This window comes from Halomonas sp. M4R1S46 (assembly GCF_025725685.1).
Taxonomy (GTDB): domain Bacteria; phylum Pseudomonadota; class Gammaproteobacteria; order Pseudomonadales; family Halomonadaceae; genus Halomonas.
Genome location: NZ_CP107008.1, coordinates 1,652,551 through 1,668,228 on the forward strand (window position 1 = coordinate 1,652,551; position 15,678 = coordinate 1,668,228).

At 70.0% G+C, this 15,678-nt stretch carries 15 protein-coding genes; 13 read left to right on the forward strand and 2 right to left on the reverse strand.

Annotated elements, in window-relative coordinates:
- The first annotated feature begins 50 nt into the window (after positions 1-50).
- The 4 genes from OCT48_RS07885 (at position 51) to OCT48_RS07900 (ending at position 4,305) form a co-directional block, all read left to right on the forward strand.
- Positions 51-1,295 carry a benzoate/H(+) symporter BenE family transporter gene (locus OCT48_RS07885; protein WP_263592145.1) on the forward strand — a complete coding sequence of 415 codons (1,245 nt, stop codon included), beginning with the start codon at positions 51-53 and terminating at the stop codon, positions 1,293-1,295.
- Positions 1,296-1,415: 120 nt separating this feature from the next.
- Positions 1,416-2,621 (forward strand): benzoate/H(+) symporter BenE family transporter, encoded by a 1,206-nt coding sequence (locus OCT48_RS07890; protein ID WP_263592146.1) that lies wholly within the window; start codon positions 1,416-1,418, stop codon positions 2,619-2,621.
- Positions 2,622-2,782: 161 nt separating this feature from the next.
- The gene (locus OCT48_RS07895; RefSeq protein ID WP_263592147.1) at positions 2,783-3,421 is read left to right on the forward strand and encodes a lysozyme-like domain containing protein; all 639 of its coding nucleotides are present in this window, start codon (positions 2,783-2,785) and stop codon (positions 3,419-3,421) included.
- 173 nt (positions 3,422-3,594) lie between these two features.
- On the forward strand, positions 3,595-4,305 hold the full coding sequence (locus OCT48_RS07900) for a c-type cytochrome (RefSeq protein ID WP_263592148.1): 711 nt from the start codon (positions 3,595-3,597) through the stop codon (positions 4,303-4,305).
- A 180-nt stretch (positions 4,306-4,485) separates the two neighbouring features.
- On the opposite strand, the gene OCT48_RS07905 is transcribed toward OCT48_RS07900, so the two are convergent.
- The gene (locus tag OCT48_RS07905) at positions 4,486-5,172 is read right to left on the reverse strand and encodes a type 1 glutamine amidotransferase domain-containing protein (RefSeq protein WP_263592149.1); all 687 of its coding nucleotides are present in this window, start codon (positions 5,170-5,172) and stop codon (positions 4,486-4,488) included.
- Between the two features lie 172 nt (positions 5,173-5,344).
- The gene (locus OCT48_RS07910) at positions 5,345-6,379 is read right to left on the reverse strand and encodes a LacI family DNA-binding transcriptional regulator (protein WP_263592150.1); all 1,035 of its coding nucleotides are present in this window, start codon (positions 6,377-6,379) and stop codon (positions 5,345-5,347) included.
- Positions 6,380-6,504: 125 nt separating this feature from the next.
- Here OCT48_RS07910 and ltnD point away from each other — a divergent pair, with 125 nt between their 5' ends.
- The 9 genes from ltnD to OCT48_RS07955 all read left to right on the forward strand — a co-directional run bounded on the left by ltnD (position 6,505) and on the right by OCT48_RS07955 (position 15,672).
- On the forward strand, positions 6,505-7,431 hold the full coding sequence (gene ltnD, locus OCT48_RS07915; RefSeq protein WP_412031040.1) for an L-threonate dehydrogenase: 927 nt from the start codon (positions 6,505-6,507) through the stop codon (positions 7,429-7,431).
- 2 nt (positions 7,432-7,433) lie between these two features.
- Entirely contained in the window at positions 7,434-8,714 is a 1,281-nt protein-coding gene (gene otnK, locus OCT48_RS07920; protein ID WP_263592152.1) for a 3-oxo-tetronate kinase, read from the forward strand.
- Entirely contained in the window at positions 8,711-9,358 is a 648-nt protein-coding gene (otnC, locus tag OCT48_RS07925) for a 3-oxo-tetronate 4-phosphate decarboxylase (protein ID WP_263592153.1), read from the forward strand. Before otnK ends, otnC begins: the two co-directional genes overlap by 4 nt.
- A gap of 20 nt (positions 9,359-9,378) precedes the next feature.
- Entirely contained in the window at positions 9,379-10,173 is a 795-nt protein-coding gene (gene otnI / locus OCT48_RS07930; RefSeq protein WP_263592154.1) for a 2-oxo-tetronate isomerase, read from the forward strand.
- Positions 10,174-10,219: 46 nt separating this feature from the next.
- Positions 10,220-11,182, forward strand: coding sequence for a D-erythronate dehydrogenase (gene denD / locus OCT48_RS07935; RefSeq protein WP_263592155.1), 963 nt, complete (start codon positions 10,220-10,222; stop codon positions 11,180-11,182).
- A 62-nt stretch (positions 11,183-11,244) separates the two neighbouring features.
- Complete coding sequence (locus OCT48_RS07940; RefSeq protein WP_263592156.1) at positions 11,245-12,246, forward strand: TRAP transporter substrate-binding protein; 1,002 nt, start codon at positions 11,245-11,247, stop codon at positions 12,244-12,246.
- Between the two features lie 65 nt (positions 12,247-12,311).
- A complete protein-coding gene (locus OCT48_RS07945) occupies positions 12,312-12,914 on the forward strand; it encodes a TRAP transporter small permease (protein WP_263592157.1) in 603 nt (200 codons plus the stop codon).
- Positions 12,911-14,185 carry a TRAP transporter large permease gene (locus OCT48_RS07950; RefSeq protein ID WP_263592158.1) on the forward strand — a complete coding sequence of 425 codons (1,275 nt, stop codon included), beginning with the start codon at positions 12,911-12,913 and terminating at the stop codon, positions 14,183-14,185. Before OCT48_RS07945 ends, OCT48_RS07950 begins: the two co-directional genes overlap by 4 nt.
- A 26-nt stretch (positions 14,186-14,211) precedes the next feature.
- A complete protein-coding gene (locus tag OCT48_RS07955) occupies positions 14,212-15,672 on the forward strand; it encodes an aldehyde dehydrogenase family protein (RefSeq protein WP_263592159.1) in 1,461 nt (486 codons plus the stop codon).
- Positions 15,673-15,678 lie beyond the last annotated feature (6 nt).

The window sequence follows — 15,678 nt, forward strand, 5'->3', positions numbered from 1 at the left end:
GCATCGGGCGTTCTCCTGACCTCCAACGACAATAACCCCTGGAGCAGATCATGAAGCATATCGAAAAGGGCGTGGGTCTCGTGTCCGCGCCACGCGACTTCATCCGCGATCTCAATGCCGACAACCTCAGTGCCGGCCTGGTGGCCGGGATCTTTGGCCTCAGCGCGGGTATCATCCATATCAGCGCCGGCACCGCCGCCGGGCTCCCCCAGGAGTTCACCCTGCTGTGGGTGATCAGCTATCTGATGATCAACGGCCTGTTCGGGCTCTTCCTGCCGGCCTACTATCGGCTGCCCCTGCCGATGGCCAACTCCATTCCCGGTGCCTTGCTGTTCGCCGCCATCATTCCCGTGGTGGGGCTCAACGAGGCCCTGGGGGCGACGCTGCTCGCCGGGGCCATCGCCTTGGTCGTCGGCCTGGCCGGAATGATGAGCCTGGTCATGCGGCTGATTCCGATGCCCATCGTCATGGGCATGGTCGCGGGCATCCTGCTCAAGTTCGGCATCAACATGGTGATGCCGCTGCAGGATGCCATGCTGCCGGCGGTGGTGATGATCCTGGCCTTCTTCCTTTCGGCGCGCTACCTGCGTCGGGTGCCCCCCCTGGTCGTCACCCTGCTGGTCGGCGTCGGGTACATGGCCGCCTCCGGCGCCGACTTCTCGAGCGTGGAGTTCTCCTTCAGGCTCCCCGAGTTCATCATGCCCACCTTCACCCTGGAGGCCTTCCTGGCCTATGGCCTGCCCCTGGCGCTGATCCTGGTGGGCATGGAAACCCCCGCTGGCGTGGGCCTGGTCAAGGGCATGGGCTTCAAGGAGGCGCCGGCCAATGCCATCACCGCCGTGGGGGGCTTCGGCACCATGATCTCGGCCTTCTTCAACCTGCACAGCACCTGCATCGCCGCACCGATGACCGGCATCTGTTCCGGGCCGGAGGCCGGCAGTCACGACAAGCGCTGGGTGGCCGCGGTCATCGTCGGCATCATCTTCGTCGTGGCCGCCCCCTTCTACGGCTTCGTGTTCAGCCTGATCGAGGCCATGCCGAGCTACTTCATCGCCATCATCGCCGGCCTGGCGCTGCTGCGGGTGATCGGCTCGGCGATGCACATGACCTTCTCCGGCAAGCATGAGGTGGGTGCGATGTTCTCCTTCCTGATCGCCGTCTCGGGCCTGCAGATCCTCGGCATCGGCTCCTCCTTCTGGGCGCTGGTGCTGGGCGTGGGGCTCTCGATGCTCGTCGAGTTCAAGGATTTCGACTTCACCTTCGAGCGCCGCCCGCTGTCCAGGAAGGCCGGCTAGGCCCCGGCGTCTGCCCCGGCATCCTCCCTTGGCCCGCGCCCGCGATGGTGGAGCGGGCCTTTTTTCCTTCGTCGGCACCCTCGGGTGCCGCCTTCCCGTTTCCCCGCCGAGGTTCTCGTCATGCGACTCCACCAGGACTGGTCCCTTCCCGCCGTCACCGCCGGCTTCGTGGCGGTGCTGGTCTCCTATGCCGGCCCCCTGGCCATCTTCTTCCAGGCCGCCCAGAGTGCCGAGATCTCCGGCGCCATGATGACCTCCTGGGTCTGGGCCATCTCCATGGGGGCCGCCGTCTCCGGCATCGGGCTCAGCCTGTGGCTCAAGGTGCCGGTGGTCACCGCCTGGTCGGCACCGGGCACGGCGCTGCTGGTCACGCTCTTCCCGGGGCTGTCGCTCGGCGAGGCGGTGGGGGCCTATCTCACCGCGGCGGCGGTGATCCTCGTGATCGGCATCACCGGCTCCTTCGATCGCATCATCCGGGCGATTCCGCCGGGCATCGCCAGCGCCATGATGGCCGGCATCCTCTTCCAGTTCGGCGTCGGCGTCTTCGTCTCGCTGCAATCGGTGCCGGCGCTGGCCATCGGCATGCTCCTGGCCTACCTGGTGTTCAAGCGCCTGACGCCGCGCTACAGCCTGGTGCTGCTGCTCATCGTCGGCGTCGTCCTGGCGGTCGTCCTGGAGGGGGCGAGCCTCGAGGGCGTGACGCTCAGCCTGGCCTCGCCCCAGTTCATCCGCCCCGAGTGGACCTGGCAGGGCACCCTCAGCCTGGCGATCCCGCTGGTGCTGGTCAGCCTGACCGGCCAGTTCCTGCCGGGCATGGCGATCCTGCGCACCGCCGGCTACGACACCCCGGCCCGGCCCATCGTCACCGTCGCCAGCCTGACCTCCCTCGTGACCGCCTGCTTCGGTGGCATCACCACGGTGATCGCCGCCATCACCGCGGCGATCTGCACCAGCCCGGAGGCCCATGAGAACCCGGACAAGCGCTATGTCGCCGGCGTGGCCAACGGCGTCTTCTACCTGGTCGGGGGGACCCTGGCCGGTACCATCGTGGCGCTGTTCACCTCGCTGCCCGGCGAGTTCGTCGCCGTGCTGGCCGGCCTGGCGTTGATCGGGGCCATCACCAGCAACGTCAGCGCCTTCGCCGCCTGCAAGGATCACCTGGAGGCCTCGGTGATCACCTTCCTCGCCACGGCCTCCGGCATGAGCTTCCTGGGTCTCGGCTCGGCCTTCTGGGGCGTGGTGGTCGGCGCCCTGGCCTACGGCCTGCTGCATCGGCCGCTGGCCATGCCGGGCCGTCGCGCCGCGACGAACGCCGCGCGACGCTGACGCGGGCCGGCGGCGACTCGCCCGGCGCGTGGAACCTCCGGGCTGCCGCCGGGCAGGTTGCGGTGATAGGCTCGCCATCAGCTCGGTCGACAGGCGGCCGGGCCGATGACGGGAGACAGCGGGTGATGGCGAGTCGAGGTGCCTGGAGGGGTGGAAGGAGCATGAGAGGATGGGTCGGCCGGCTGGGCCTGCTGGGCATGGCCCTCGGCCTGACGGGCTGCGCCATGTTTGCCCCGACGCCGCCCCGGGACCAGACGAACCTCTGCGAGATCTTCCGCGAGCAACCGGACTGGTACGACGCCGCCCGGGACACCGAGCAGAAATGGGGCACGCCGATCTGGACGCAGATGGCCTTCATCGAGCGCGAGTCGTCCTTTCGCAGCCACGTGAAGCCGCCTCGGCGACGCCTGCTCGGCTTCATCCCCTGGACCCGCCCGTCGTCGGCCTTCGGCTACGCCCAGGCCCAGGACCCGGTGTGGGGGGAGTACCAGGCAGAGGCGGCCGGCTGGTTCGCCAGTCGCAGCGACATGGAGGACGCCACCGACTTCATCGGCTGGTACAACGCGCGCACCCGGCGCATGACGGGGGTGTCGCTGCACAACCCCGAGCACCTCTACCTGGCCTACCACGAGGGCCAGGGCGGCTATCGGCGAGGGTCCTACCGCAGCAAGCCCGGCGTGCGGCGCGCCGCCCGGCAGGTCGCCGCGACCGCCGGGCGCTATCGCGCGCAGCTGGCCGCCTGCGAGGCCGAGTTTCGCTGCGATCGCTTCTACCAGGTCTGGCCGTTCTGCCGAGGCTAACCGAGCGAGGGAGGCATTCGAGGCGCCGGACCGTTCGTGGCACACTGTGTCGCGGATTCGCAGGCGGGGAGCCGCCTTCGCCGTGCAGGCCGCTCGGCCGGCCACCTCGGCCGATGGTGGGTCCCGACGCTTGCGAATGACCGACACCACCAAGGACTCTGAGGTTCACCCATATGTTTCGCATCCTTGCCGGCATCGTGCTGGGGCTGGGCCTGCTCGGCGCGGGAGCCATGGCCTACATGCACAGCGGCATGTACAACGTCGCCGCCAGTGACGATCACCTGCCGCTGGTCGAGTCGGTCCTGCATTCCACCATGCACGCCTCCGTGTCCTCCCGGGCCGAGGACATCGAGGTGCCCGACCTCGACGACCCCGCGATGATCCGCCAGGGGGCCCGCGCCTACGAGGACCTCTGCACGGCCTGCCACCTCAAGCCCGGGCTCGACGGCACGGTGCTGCGGGCGGGCCTGAACCCCGTGCCCCCGCGGCTGGCCGAGCCGAACCATCGTTCGCCGGCCGAGCAATTCTGGATCATCAAGCACGGTATCAAGATGACCGGCATGCCGGCCTGGGGCGAGACCCATGACGATGCCGAGCTCTGGGAGATGGTGGCCTTCCTGCAGCGCCTGCCCGAGCTCTCCGAGCAGGACTATGCCGCCTCGATCGCGCCCGAGGCGCGACAAGGCGTGGCCGACGATGGCCATGACCACGAGCACGGCAACCTGCTGGCCATGGCGGACACCACGGGGGCCCAGGGGGAGGCCGGTGAGGGCCACCACGACGGGGCGGCGGATGACCAGGGGACCGACGACCACCACCAGGAGGCGTCGGCCGCCCCACCCGAGGACGACCATCACGGCGATGGGCATGATCACGCCCATTGAGGGTCGCGAGGCACGACGGCCCTGATGACGGAAGGGGGACGGCCCAGAGGACCGCCTGGCCTAGCCCTGCACGAGCCTCGGCTCGATGCGATAGGTGAGCCCGGCCTCCTCGAGGAGCATCGTGATCTTGTGCCCGTTGGGCGTGGTCCAGGAGTCGAGATCGCTCGCCTCGGCTCCTCGTTATCCTTTCAGCATGGCGATCAGCCGCTCGGCCACCGGTGCGGAGGAGGGCGGGTTCTGCCCGGTGAGTAACTGCCCGTCCTGGCGAGTGTAGGGGGTGAAGTCCTCGGCCTTGGAGTACCTGCCGCCCCGGGCGATCAGGGCGTCTTCTACCAACTGCGGGACGACCTCGGTCAGGCCGACCGCCGCTTCCTCGCCGTTGGTGAAGCCGGTGACCTCGCGTCCCTCGACGATGGGCCTGCCCGAGGCGTCCCTGGCGTTCAGCAGCACGATGGGCGCGTGGCAGACCGCCGAGACCGGCTTGCCCTGGGTCCAGAAGGCCTCGATCAGGCGGATCGAGTCGCGGTCGTCGACCAGGTCCCAGAGCGGACCGTGACCGCCGGGGTAGAAGACCGCATCGAAGTCGTCGGCGTTCATCTCGGCGAGTCGATGGGTGGTGGCGAGCCGGGCCTGGGCCTCCGGGTCCTGCTTGAAGCGCCGCGTCGCCTCGGTCTGGCTGTCCTCGGCGTCGCTCTTGGGATCCAGCGGGGGTTGTCCGCCCTGGGGGGAGGCCAGGGTAATCTCGGCACCGGCATCCTTCAGGGCATAGTAGGGGGCCGCGAATTCTTCCAGCCAGAAGCCGGTCTTCTCGCCGGTGTCGCCGAGACGGTCGTGCGAGGTCAATACGATCAGGATCCGCTTGTTCATCGGTCTTTTCCTCCTTGGCCGGGGCGTCGAAGTCACGTGGCCCCGGAAAAGCGGGTTGGTTCCGGTGATCTGGCACCGGGCGAGTCGAGTGGTTCCCATCCGACTGCGGGCCTGGTTGCGCGAGCGGATCCGGGCGCCGCTGTCGCCCGACGGCGAGTGACCCTGGAAGGCCTCAGGTGCTCTCGCCGACCAGCAGCTCGAAGCCGACATCCAACTGGCGGCGGGTGACCCGCTTGCCATCCAGCCGCCGCAGGATCTGTTCGGCGGCCTGGCGTCCCATGGTCTCGCGGGGGGACCGGATCGTCGTCAGGCGTGGCGTGAGGTGCTGGCCCAGGGCCAGGCCGTTGAATCCGGCGATGGCGATCTCGTCCGGCACCTTCAGGCCGAGCCGGAAGCCGTGCAGCAGGGCACCGGCCGCCAGGTCGTCGTTGGCGAAGTGAATGGCCTCGGCCTGAGGGTAGGCCTCGCGCACCCGGTCGAGTCCGGCGGCGCCGGCCTCCAGGCTGCCCAGCCGGTCCAGTTCGATGAGCGGGGCCTCGCGCCCGGCCGCCTCCATGACCTCCCGGTGGCCGGCGAGGCGCAGTCCGGCCCGGTAGTCCTTGTCCAGGCAGGCGCCGACGTAGACGGTGCGGCGATAGCCACGCTCCAGCAGGTGGCGGGCCATGCAGCGGCCGGCCTCGCGATGGTCCAGGCCGACGTTGAGGTCCAGGGCCTCGCCCAGCTCCATGACCTCCATCACCGGCTTGTCGCAATGCTCGAGCAGGTCGCGACAGGCCGGCGTATGGCGCAGCCCGGCGGTGACCAGTGCCGAACACGACCAGCCCAGGAAGGTCCTGACCAGGCGGTGCTCGCGCTCGATGTCGTAGTCGGTGTTGCCCAGCAGGATCTGGTAGCCCTGCGCCTCGAAGGTCGTCTGCAGGCCGCGGATCACCTCGATGAACACGGCGTTGGCCAGCGACGGCACGATTACCGCGATGAAGCGGGAGCGGGCGGACGCCAGGCTGCCGGCGACGAGGTTGGGCACGTAGCCCACCCGGTCGACGGCCTCGAGGACCCGCTTGCGGGTCTCCTCGTTGACGCGCTCGGGCGTGTTCAGCGCGCGGGAGGCGGTGATGGAGGACACGCCGGCGGCGGCCGCGACCTCCTTGAGGGTCGGCTGGGTCGAACCGCGGCGGCGCCGTGTCCTGCTGGGATCCTGATTAGACATTGGTCACATCCTTGCACACTGGGCTTGCTGTGGGAAAGTCACTCGTCTAGAACTATGTTAGCGCTAACATGACAGCGCTACCATCGCGAATCACACGACCATCGGGAGATCGAAAGGTGAGTGACATTTCCGCAAGCGCGCCGCGCATCGGGGTCATCGGCCTGGGCGCCATGGGCATGGGCACGGCCACCGCCCTCCTCGAACAGGGGCTGGCGGTGACCGGCTGCGACGTCTCGACCCCGGCACGCCAGGCCTTCGAGGCCCAGGGAGGGCGCACGGCCACCACCCCCGCGGAACTGGCCGCCCGCTGCGACATCGTGCTCCTGGTGGTCGTCAACGCCGACCAGGTCGAGCAGGTACTGTTCGGTGACCAGGGCCTGGTGGGTCGCCTCGCCCCGGGCAGCGTGGTACTGCAGTGCGCAACGGTGGCCCCCAGCATCGCCCGCCGGCTCGGCGAGCGGCTGGCCGAGGCCGGGCTCGAGATGCTCGATGCGCCGATCAGCGGCGGGGCGGCCAAGGCGCGCCGCGGCGAGCTCTCGGTGATGGCCTCCGGCACGCCCGCGGCCTTCGACAAGGCCGCTGCGGCGCTGGACGGCATGGCGGCCACCGTCTATCGGCTGGGTGACGCGGCCGGCATCGGCTCGAGCATGAAGCTCGTCAACCAGTTGCTGGCCGGGGTGCATATCGCCACGGCGGCGGAGGCCATGGCGCTGGGTATCCGCATGGGGCTGGACCCGGACACCGTCTACGAGGTGATCACCCATTCGGCGGGCAACTCCTGGATGTTCGAGAACCGGGTGCCACATATCCTCAAGGGCGACTACACCCCGCTGTCCGCCGTCGACATCTTCGTCAAGGACCTCAACATCGTCCACGACACCGGCCGTGAGCTGGCCATGCCGACGCCGGTGACCGCCAGTGCCCTGCAGCAGTTCACCGCGGCCAAGGGCGCCGGTTTCGGGCGCGAGGACGACTCGGCGGTGATCAAGGTCTACGAGCGGCTGTCGGGCATCGCGCTGCCCGAGGCGGCCAACGACCCGGGGGAGGCGTGACCATGGGGATCGTACTGGGTGCCATCGCCGACGACTTCACCGGGGCCAGCGACCTCGCCAACAACCTGGTGCGCAGCGGCATGCGCTGCCTGCAGGTGATCGGCGTGCCGCAGGGCCCCCTGCCGCTGGAGGATGTCGATGTGGTGGTGGTGGCGCTGAAGTCCCGCTCCTGTCCGGCGTCCCAAGCCGTCGAGGACTCCCTCGCCGCCCTCGACTGGTTGCAGGGCCAGGGGGCGCGCCAGGTCTTCTTCAAGTACTGCTCGACCTTCGACTCCACCGCCGCGGGCAACATCGGCCCGGTCAGCGAGGCGCTGATGGAGCGCCTCGGCGCGGCGCAGACCGTCATGGTGCCGGCCTTCCCGATCAATGGGCGCACCGTCTACCAGGGCCACCTGTTCGTCGGCGACCGGCTGCTGAGCGAGAGCGGGATGCAGCACCACCCGCTGAACCCCATGCGTGACGCCGACCTGGTGCGGGTGCTGTCCCGCCAGGCCTCGCGTCCGGTCGGGCTGGCGGCCCGCCCGGTGCTGGCCCAGGGCGGCGAGGCGACCCGCCGGCACCTGGAGGCGCTGCGTGAGCAGGGGATCGGGCATGTCATCTGCGACACCCTCGACGAGCAGGACCTCGAGGCGATCGCCGAGGCCGTGGTCGACCTGCCGCTGGTCACCGGCGGCTCCGGGCTCGGCCAGGCCCTTCCCGCCCAGTATCGGCGCCGGGGCTGGCTCGCCGAGGTCGCCGAGCCCGGCCGCCTCGCCCCGGCGTCGGGCAGCGCCCTGGTGCTCTCGGGCAGCTGCTCGCGAGCGACGCTCGGCCAGGTCGTTCGTTTCCTCGAACGCCACCCGGGCCATGCCCTGGACCCGCTGGCGCTCGCTGAGGGCGAGGACCACTTCCAGGCGGCGTTGGCCTTCGCCCGGGAGCGGCTGGCGGCCGGCGGTCCCGTGCTGGTCTATGCCTCCGCCGAGCCGGAGCGGGTCCGGGCCGCCCAGGCGGCGCTCGGCACCGAGCGCGCCGGCCAGCTGGTCGAGGCGGCACTGGGGCGCCTGGCCCGCCAGCTCGTCGCGGAAGGGGTGGGGCGCCTGGTGGTCGCCGGCGGCGAGACCTCCGGCGCGGTGGTCTCGGCGCTCGGCATCCGCACGCTGCGCATCGGCGACCAGATCGATCCCGGGGTGCCCTGGACCCAGGCGCCGCTCGCCGATCGCGAGGCCCCGCTGTCCCTGGCCCTCAAGTCGGGCAACTTCGGTGGCCCGGACTTCTTCACCCGAGCCTTCGAGGTGCTGCCATGAGCGTTCATGCCATCAATGCGCTGCGCGAGCGGATCGCCACCCTGGGTCAGTCGCTGTTCGACCGCGGCCTGACCATGGGCTCCAGCGGCAACATCAGCGTGCGCCTGGAGGATGGCGGCTGGCTGATGACGCCCACCAATGCCTGCCTGGGACGCCTCGACCCGGCGCGCATCTCGCGCCTGGACCGGGACGGCCGGCTGCTCGACGGCGACAAGCCGACCAAGGAGCACTTCCTGCACACGGCGATGTACGAGGAGCGTCCCCAGTCGGGCGCCATCGTCCACCTCCACTCCACCCATTCGGTGGCCGTCTCCTGTCTGCCCGACGTGGACCCCTGCGACTGCATCCCGCCGCTGACCGCCTACTACGTGATGCGGGTGGGCCGCCTGCCGCTGGTGCCCTACCACATTCCCGGCGACCCGAGCCTGGGGGATGCCGTGCGCGGGCTGGCCGGGCGCCACAGTGCGGTGCTGCTGGCCAACCACGGCCCGGTGGTCGCCGGCAAGTCGCTGGAGGCGGCGGTCTATGCCACCGAGGAACTGGAGGAGACCGCCAGGCTGTACCTGCTGCTGCGCGGGCAGAAGCCACGCGGCCTGACCCCCGAGCAGGTGGCCGAGCTCGAAGCGCGCTTCCCGCGCGACTGAACCCACAGCGAGGACCGATCATGATCCGACTGGCCGCCAACCTCAGCATGCTGTTTCAGGAGCATGCCTTCCTCGACCGCTTCGCCGCGGCCGCCGATGCCGGCTTCACGGGGGTCGAGTACCTGTTCCCCTATGCCCATGCGCCGGAGCGGATCGCCGAGGCGCTGCGCGAGTCGGGCGTCGAGCAGGTGCTGTTCAACCTGCCGCCCGGCGACTGGGCGGCGGGGGAGCGCGGGCTCGCCAGCCTGCCGGGCCGCGAGGCGGAGTTTCGCGACGCCGTGATCGAGGGGCTGCGCTATGCCGCGCAGCTGGACTGCCCGCGCGTGCATGCCATGGCCGGGCTGCTGCCCGAGGACGCCGATGCCGAGGTCCGCGAGGCCCATCACGCCACCTACCTGGCGAACCTGCGCTTCGCCGCCGGGGAGGCGGCCAAGGCCGGCAGGGAGCTGCTGATCGAGCCGATCAATACCCGTGACATGCCGGGCTACTACCTCTCTCGCCAGGACCAGGCGGTGGCGGTCCTCGAGGCCGTGGGGGCCGACAACCTGCGCCTGCAGTTCGACCTCTACCATTGCCAGATCATGGAAGGCGACCTGATCCGCCACCTCGAGCGTCTGCTGCCCCGCATCGGCCACGTGCAGATCGCCGGGGTGCCGGAGCGCCACGAGCCGGACATCGGCGAGGTCCATTATCCGGCGGTGCTCGAGCGCCTCGCGGCCCTGGGCTATCAGGGCTGGGTCGGCTGCGAGTACCGGCCGGCCGCCGACACCCGCGACGGCCTGGGCTGGGGCCGCGACTACGGGCTCCAGCCCTGACCGGAAGTACCGACACGACAACCTCTAGATCAGGAAGCGAGAATCCATGCATATAGCGATCACCGGCGCCGCCGGCTTTCTCGGCCAGCGCCTCGTGCACCGGCTCCTCGATCGCGGCACGCTCAATGGCACCGCGATCCGCCGCCTGACCCTGGTCGACCGGACCGAGCCGCCCGCCATCGCCCGGGAGGGCGTCGAGGTGGTGCCCCTGGCGCTGGACATCAGCACCCCGGGCGCCCTGGACCCGGTGCTGGAGGCCCGGCCCGATGTCATCTACCACCTGGCCGCGGTGGTCAGCTCGGCGGCCGAGGCGGACCTCGACCTGGGCATGCGCGTCAACTTCGACGCCACCCGCGCCCTGCTCGAGGGCTGCCGCGCCCAGGGGCTGTCCGATACCCGCCTGGTCATGGCCAGTTCCGTGGCGGCCTATGGCGGCGACCTGCCGGAAGTCCTCGACGACATGACCGCGCTGCACCCCCAGAACTCCTATGGCGCCCAGAAGGCCATGAGCGAGCTGCTGGTCAACGACTACAGCCGTCGCGGCCTCGTCGACGGGCTGGTGCTGCGCCTGCCGACCATCGTCATTCGCCCCGGGCGTCCCAATGCCGCGGCCTCGAGCTTTGCCTCCAGCATCCTGCGCGAGCCGCTGAACGGCGAGGAGGCCGTCTGCCCCGTCCCCACCGACCTGGAGCTGTTCGTGATGTCGCCGGCCAAGGTGGTCGAGGCGCTGATCCACGGCGCCGAGGTGCCGGGCGAGGCGCTGGGCCCTTTCCGGGCCTTCATGCTGCCGGGCATCACCGTCAGCGTCGCCGAGATGCTCGAGGCGCTGGGCGAGGCGACCGGAGAGGAGGCGCTGGCCCGGGTGCGCCACGAGCCCGATGCGCGCATCGAGGCCATCGTCGGCAGCTGGCCGGCGCGCTTCACCAACGAGCGCGCCCGCCGGCTGGGCTTCCAGAGCGACAAGGATTTCCACGAGATCGTCGAGGCCTTCCTGGACGAACGTGCCTGATCCCGGGACCACCCCCCCGGGATGTTTCCCCAAGCGTATCAATGCCAACAGAGGTGACAACAATGACAGCCACTTTCGCACGCCGCACCCTGGCCACCGCCATCACCGGTGCCACGACCGCCGCGCTCGCCATGGGGGCCCTCAGCGCCCAGGCGGCACAGACCATCAACCTGGGCCACACCCTCTCCGACAGTTCCCACTACTCGGTCGGGGCCGATGCCTTCAAGGAGACCCTCGAGCGCCTCAGCGACGGCGAGTTCGAGGTCGTGGAGCATCCCTCGGGCGCCCTCGGCGGCGAGCGCGCCATGATCGAGGGCCTGCAGATCGGCACCGTGGACCTGGTGATCACCTCCACCGGTCCGCTGGGCAACTTCGTGCCGGAGACCTATGTGCTCGATCTGCCGTTCCTGTTCGAGGACTACGACGAGGCGCGCTGCGTGCTCGACGGCGAGGTCGGCCAGGACCTGCTCGACAAGATGAGCAACCACGACCTGGTGGGCCTGGCCTGGTCGGAGAATGGCTTCCGCCACATGACCAACAGCCAGCGGCCGGTCACCTCGCCGGGCGACGCCGAGGGTCTCAAGGTCCGCACCATGGAGAACAAGGTGCACATGGAGGCCTTCGAGCAGATGGGCGTGCATCCCACCCCGATGGCCTTCCCCGAGGTGTTCACCGCCCTGCAGCAGGGCACCGTGGACGGCCAGGAGAACCCCATCACGGTGATCGTCGCCACCAAGTTCTGGGAAGTGCAGGATCACCTCTCGCTGACCGGGCATGTCTACTCGCCCGCCGTGGTGCTGGGTTCGCCGATCCTGCTCGACGGGCTCTCCGAGGAGCAGCGCGGCTGGTTCGAACAGGCCGCCCAGGCCTCCGCCGAGGCCACCCGCGAGGAAGTGTCGCGTCTCGAGAGCGAGGGCGTGGAACTGCTGCGCGAGAAGGGCATGACCGTGGAGACGGACATCGACAAGGCGCCGTTCCAGGAAGCCGTCAAGCCGGCCTACCAGATCTACACCGACCAGTACGGCAGCGAGATGCTCGACCGCGTGCGCGCCAGCGACTGCTGATCCGCTGAACCGACCCTCCGGCACCCTCAGGGTGCCGGGGCCCTGCTTCACTGATGGTGGCCACGATGCTGCAACTCTTTCTCAGGGTCGAGCGCCAGACCACCCGTCTGGCCCTGCTCGGCGCCGTGCTCATGCTGATCGTGTCGGTTTCCCTGGGCTTCTACCAGGTGATGACGCGATTCGTCTTCGATGCCCCGTCGACCTGGTCCGAGGTGATCTCCCGCTCGGCCATGATCTGGTGTGTCTTCCTGGGGGCCGCGGCAGGCTTCCGGGGCGGGTTCATGATGTCCGTGGAGGTCATCTACAAGCTGGTGCCGGGGCGTCGCCTGATCTGGCTGGAGGGCTTCATCGCCGCGTGCTGCGCCGTGGTGCTGGTGGTGCTGATCACCTTCGGCACCGCCATGATGCTGCGGGTCCAGAACCAGATGCTGTCGGGGCTCGAGGTCTCGATAGCCTGGGCCTATGCCGCCATGCCGGTGGGCGCCAGCTTCGCGCTGGTCGCGGTGCTCGCCCGCCTGCTCGCCCAGGCCGCCGGCCAGGAGACCATCGGCCCGGTCGTGGAAGAGGTGCCGGCGGTGGCCGGCGAGGGCGCGATGCCGGTGACCGGCGGCCCCACCCAGGATGCCGTCGCCCCCGGCAAGCCCAACGACAGGAGTGAACGCCCATGAATGCCGCCATCGGACTCTCGCTGATCATCCTGTTCAGCCTGGGGGTGCCCATCGCCGTCTCGATCGTGCTGGCCTCGATCATCGGCATCGAATTCTTCTCGCGCCTGCCGCTGCTGCTGGTGCCCCAGCAGATGTTCGTGGGCATCGACAACTTCCCCCTCATGGCGATCCCGTTCTTCATCCTCGCCGGCAACCTGATGGCCGCCGGCGGGATCTCGCGGCGCCTGGTGGACCTCGCCAAGGCCCTGGTCGGCGGCCTCCAGGGCGGGCTGGCCATGACCTGCGTGCTGACCTGCATGATGTTCGCCGCGGTCTCCGGGTCGAGCGTGGCCACCACCTTCGCCATCGGCTCGATCCTGATCCCGGCGATGGTCAAGCACGACTACCCGCGCCCGCTGGCGGCCTCCATCCAGGCCTCCTCGGCCGAGCTCGGGGTGCTGATCCCGCCCTCCATCCCGCTGATCCTCTACGGGGTGAGCACCGATACCTCGATCGGCAAGCTGTTCATCGCCGGCATCGGCCCGGGGCTGCTGATCGGCGGCGCGCTGCTGCTGTTCCTCTACCTGTTCTGCAAGATCCGCGGCTACGGGCTGCGTGACCGGGAGGATCGCCACGACTTCCCGACCGCCTTCAAGCGGGCCTGGGCCGCGCTGCTGATGCCGGTGGTGGTGATCGGCGGCATCTACGGCGGGGTGTTCACCCCCACCGAGGCCTCCGCCGTGGCGGTGGTCTATGCGCTGATCGTGGGCGGACTGATCTACCGCGAGCTGCCCCTGGCGGAGCTGTTCCCGATCTTCAAGGAGAGCGTGATCTCGACGGCGGCGGTGATGCTGATCATCGCGGCGGCGGCGCTGTTCAGCTTCCTGATCAGCCGTTCGGGGCTGCCGGGCGAGGTGGCGGCCTGGGTGACCGAGGTCTTCGACAGTCCCATCGCCTTCCTGCTGGCGGTCAACGTCATGCTGCTGGTGGTCGGGATGTTCATCGAGACCTCGGCGGCGATCCTGGTGCTCGCGCCGATCTTCACTCCCATCGCCGTCCAGTACGGCATCGACCCGGTGCACTTCGGGCTGATCATCGTGGTGAACCTGGCGCTGGGCATGTTCACGCCGCCGCTCGGCGTCAACCTCTTCGCGGCCTGCGCGGTGGCCCGGCTGTCCGTCGACCAGCTGCTGCCCTGGCTGATGCGCTTCGTGCTGGTGGTGCTGGCCTGCCTGCTGGCCATCACCTACCTGCCCTGGATCTCGCTGGGGCTGGTCGACCTGCTCTATTGACGCCCTCACGACACGGAGGCCAACACATGCCTGCATTACCCGACATGCCCCGCCGCGAGGCCCTGATCGGCGGTGACTGGGTCGCCACCCTCGAGACCCTGCCGGTCGAGGCGCCCGCGCGGGGCGAGGCCATCACGTGCATCGCCCGTGGCCAGGCCGAGGAGGTCGACGCCGCCGTCAGGGCGGCGGGGGACGCCTTCGCCGGCCGGCTCGGCGACTGGTCGCGCTGGAGCGCGCGCCGGCGCGGCGAATGGCTGCTGGCCTTCGCCGCGGCCATCGAGGCCGATCATGCGCGGCTGGCCGCCCTGGAGTGCGCCGACACCGGCAAGCCGCTGTCCCAGGCCCGCGGAGACATCGCCGCCTGTGCCCGTTACTTCCGCTTCTACGGCGGGGCCGCGGACAAGCTGCACGGCGAGACGCTTCCCTTCGAGACCGATTTCGCGGTGATGACCTGGCGGGAACCCTACGGGGTCTGCGCCCAGATCATTCCCTGGAACTATCCCGCCCAGATCTTCGGCCGCTGCGTCGCCGCGGCCCTGGCGGCGGGCAACAGCGTGGTGCTCAAGCCGGCGGAGGAGGCCTGTCTGAGCGTGCTGCGCCTGGCCGAGCTGGCGATGCATACGGGCCTGCCGCCGGGCGTGCTCAACGTCGTCCCGGGGCTGGGGCGCGAGGCGGGCGCCGCCCTGGCGGCCCATCCGCGGATCGATCACCTGTCGTTCACCGGCTCCCCCGAGACCGGCACCCGGGTGGCCCGGGCCGCGGCCGCGCATCATGTGCCGGTCACCCTGGAGCTGGGGGGCAAGTCCCCGCAGATCGTCTTCGCCGATGCCGACCTCGAGTCGGCGCTGGAGGCGGTGGTGCGCGGCATCATCCAGAACGCCGGCCAGACCTGCTCGGCCGGCAGTCGCCTGCTGGTCCAGCGCGAGGTGGCCGAGCCCCTCCTGGCGCGCCTCGCCGAGCGCTTCTCGGCCCTGCGTTGCGATGCCGGCGAGGCGGATGCCGACTGTGGCCCGCTGATCAGTGCCCGGCAGAAGGCCGGCCTCAAGGCCAGGCTCGAGGCCGCCCGGGCCGATGGCATCCGGGTGCTGGCCCAGGGACGGCTGGCCGAGGGGGCGCCTGCCGGCGGCCACTTCGTGGTGCCGCAGCTGCTGACGGATATTCCGGCCGGCCATGCGGTGCTGCGTGAGGAGTTGTTCGGGCCGGTGCTGGCGGTGCAAGGCTTCGACGACGAGGCGGCGGCGCTTTCGCTGGCCAATGCCACCGACTTCGGCCTGTGCGCGGGGATCTGGACTCGCGACGGCGGGCGCCAGCTGCGTCTCGCCAAAGGCATCCGCAGCGGCCAGGTGTTCGTCAACGACTACGGGGCCGCCGGCGGTATCGAGCTGCCCTTCGGTGGCGTGGGGCGTTCCGGCCATGGCCGCGAGAAGGGCTTCGAGGGGCTCAGGAGCTACACCCGGCTGAAGACCCTGGCCATCCGCCATGGATGACGCGGT

Bases quoted from the DNA above. Each gene is read 5' to 3' on its own strand.
- OCT48_RS07885 (WP_263592145.1), top strand. From the start codon at position 51: ATGAAGCATATCGAAAAGGGCGTGGGTCTCGTGTCCGCGCCACGCGAC.
- OCT48_RS07890 (WP_263592146.1), top strand. From the start codon at position 1,416: ATGCGACTCCACCAGGACTGGTCCCTTCCCGCCGTCACCGCCGGCTTC.
- OCT48_RS07895 (WP_263592147.1), top strand. From the start codon at position 2,783: ATGAGAGGATGGGTCGGCCGGCTGGGCCTGCTGGGCATGGCCCTCGGC.
- OCT48_RS07900 (WP_263592148.1), top strand. From the start codon at position 3,595: ATGTTTCGCATCCTTGCCGGCATCGTGCTGGGGCTGGGCCTGCTCGGC.
- OCT48_RS07905 (WP_263592149.1), bottom strand. From the start codon at position 5,172: ATGAACAAGCGGATCCTGATCGTATTGACCTCGCACGACCGTCTCGGC.
- OCT48_RS07910 (WP_263592150.1), bottom strand. From the start codon at position 6,379: ATGTCTAATCAGGATCCCAGCAGGACACGGCGCCGCCGCGGTTCGACC.
- otnK (WP_263592152.1), top strand. From the start codon at position 7,434: ATGGGGATCGTACTGGGTGCCATCGCCGACGACTTCACCGGGGCCAGC.
- otnC (WP_263592153.1), top strand. From the start codon at position 8,711: ATGAGCGTTCATGCCATCAATGCGCTGCGCGAGCGGATCGCCACCCTG.
- otnI (WP_263592154.1), top strand. From the start codon at position 9,379: ATGATCCGACTGGCCGCCAACCTCAGCATGCTGTTTCAGGAGCATGCC.
- denD (WP_263592155.1), top strand. From the start codon at position 10,220: ATGCATATAGCGATCACCGGCGCCGCCGGCTTTCTCGGCCAGCGCCTC.
- OCT48_RS07940 (WP_263592156.1), top strand. From the start codon at position 11,245: ATGACAGCCACTTTCGCACGCCGCACCCTGGCCACCGCCATCACCGGT.
- OCT48_RS07945 (WP_263592157.1), top strand. From the start codon at position 12,312: ATGCTGCAACTCTTTCTCAGGGTCGAGCGCCAGACCACCCGTCTGGCC.
- OCT48_RS07950 (WP_263592158.1), top strand. From the start codon at position 12,911: ATGAATGCCGCCATCGGACTCTCGCTGATCATCCTGTTCAGCCTGGGG.
- OCT48_RS07955 (WP_263592159.1), top strand. From the start codon at position 14,212: ATGCCTGCATTACCCGACATGCCCCGCCGCGAGGCCCTGATCGGCGGT.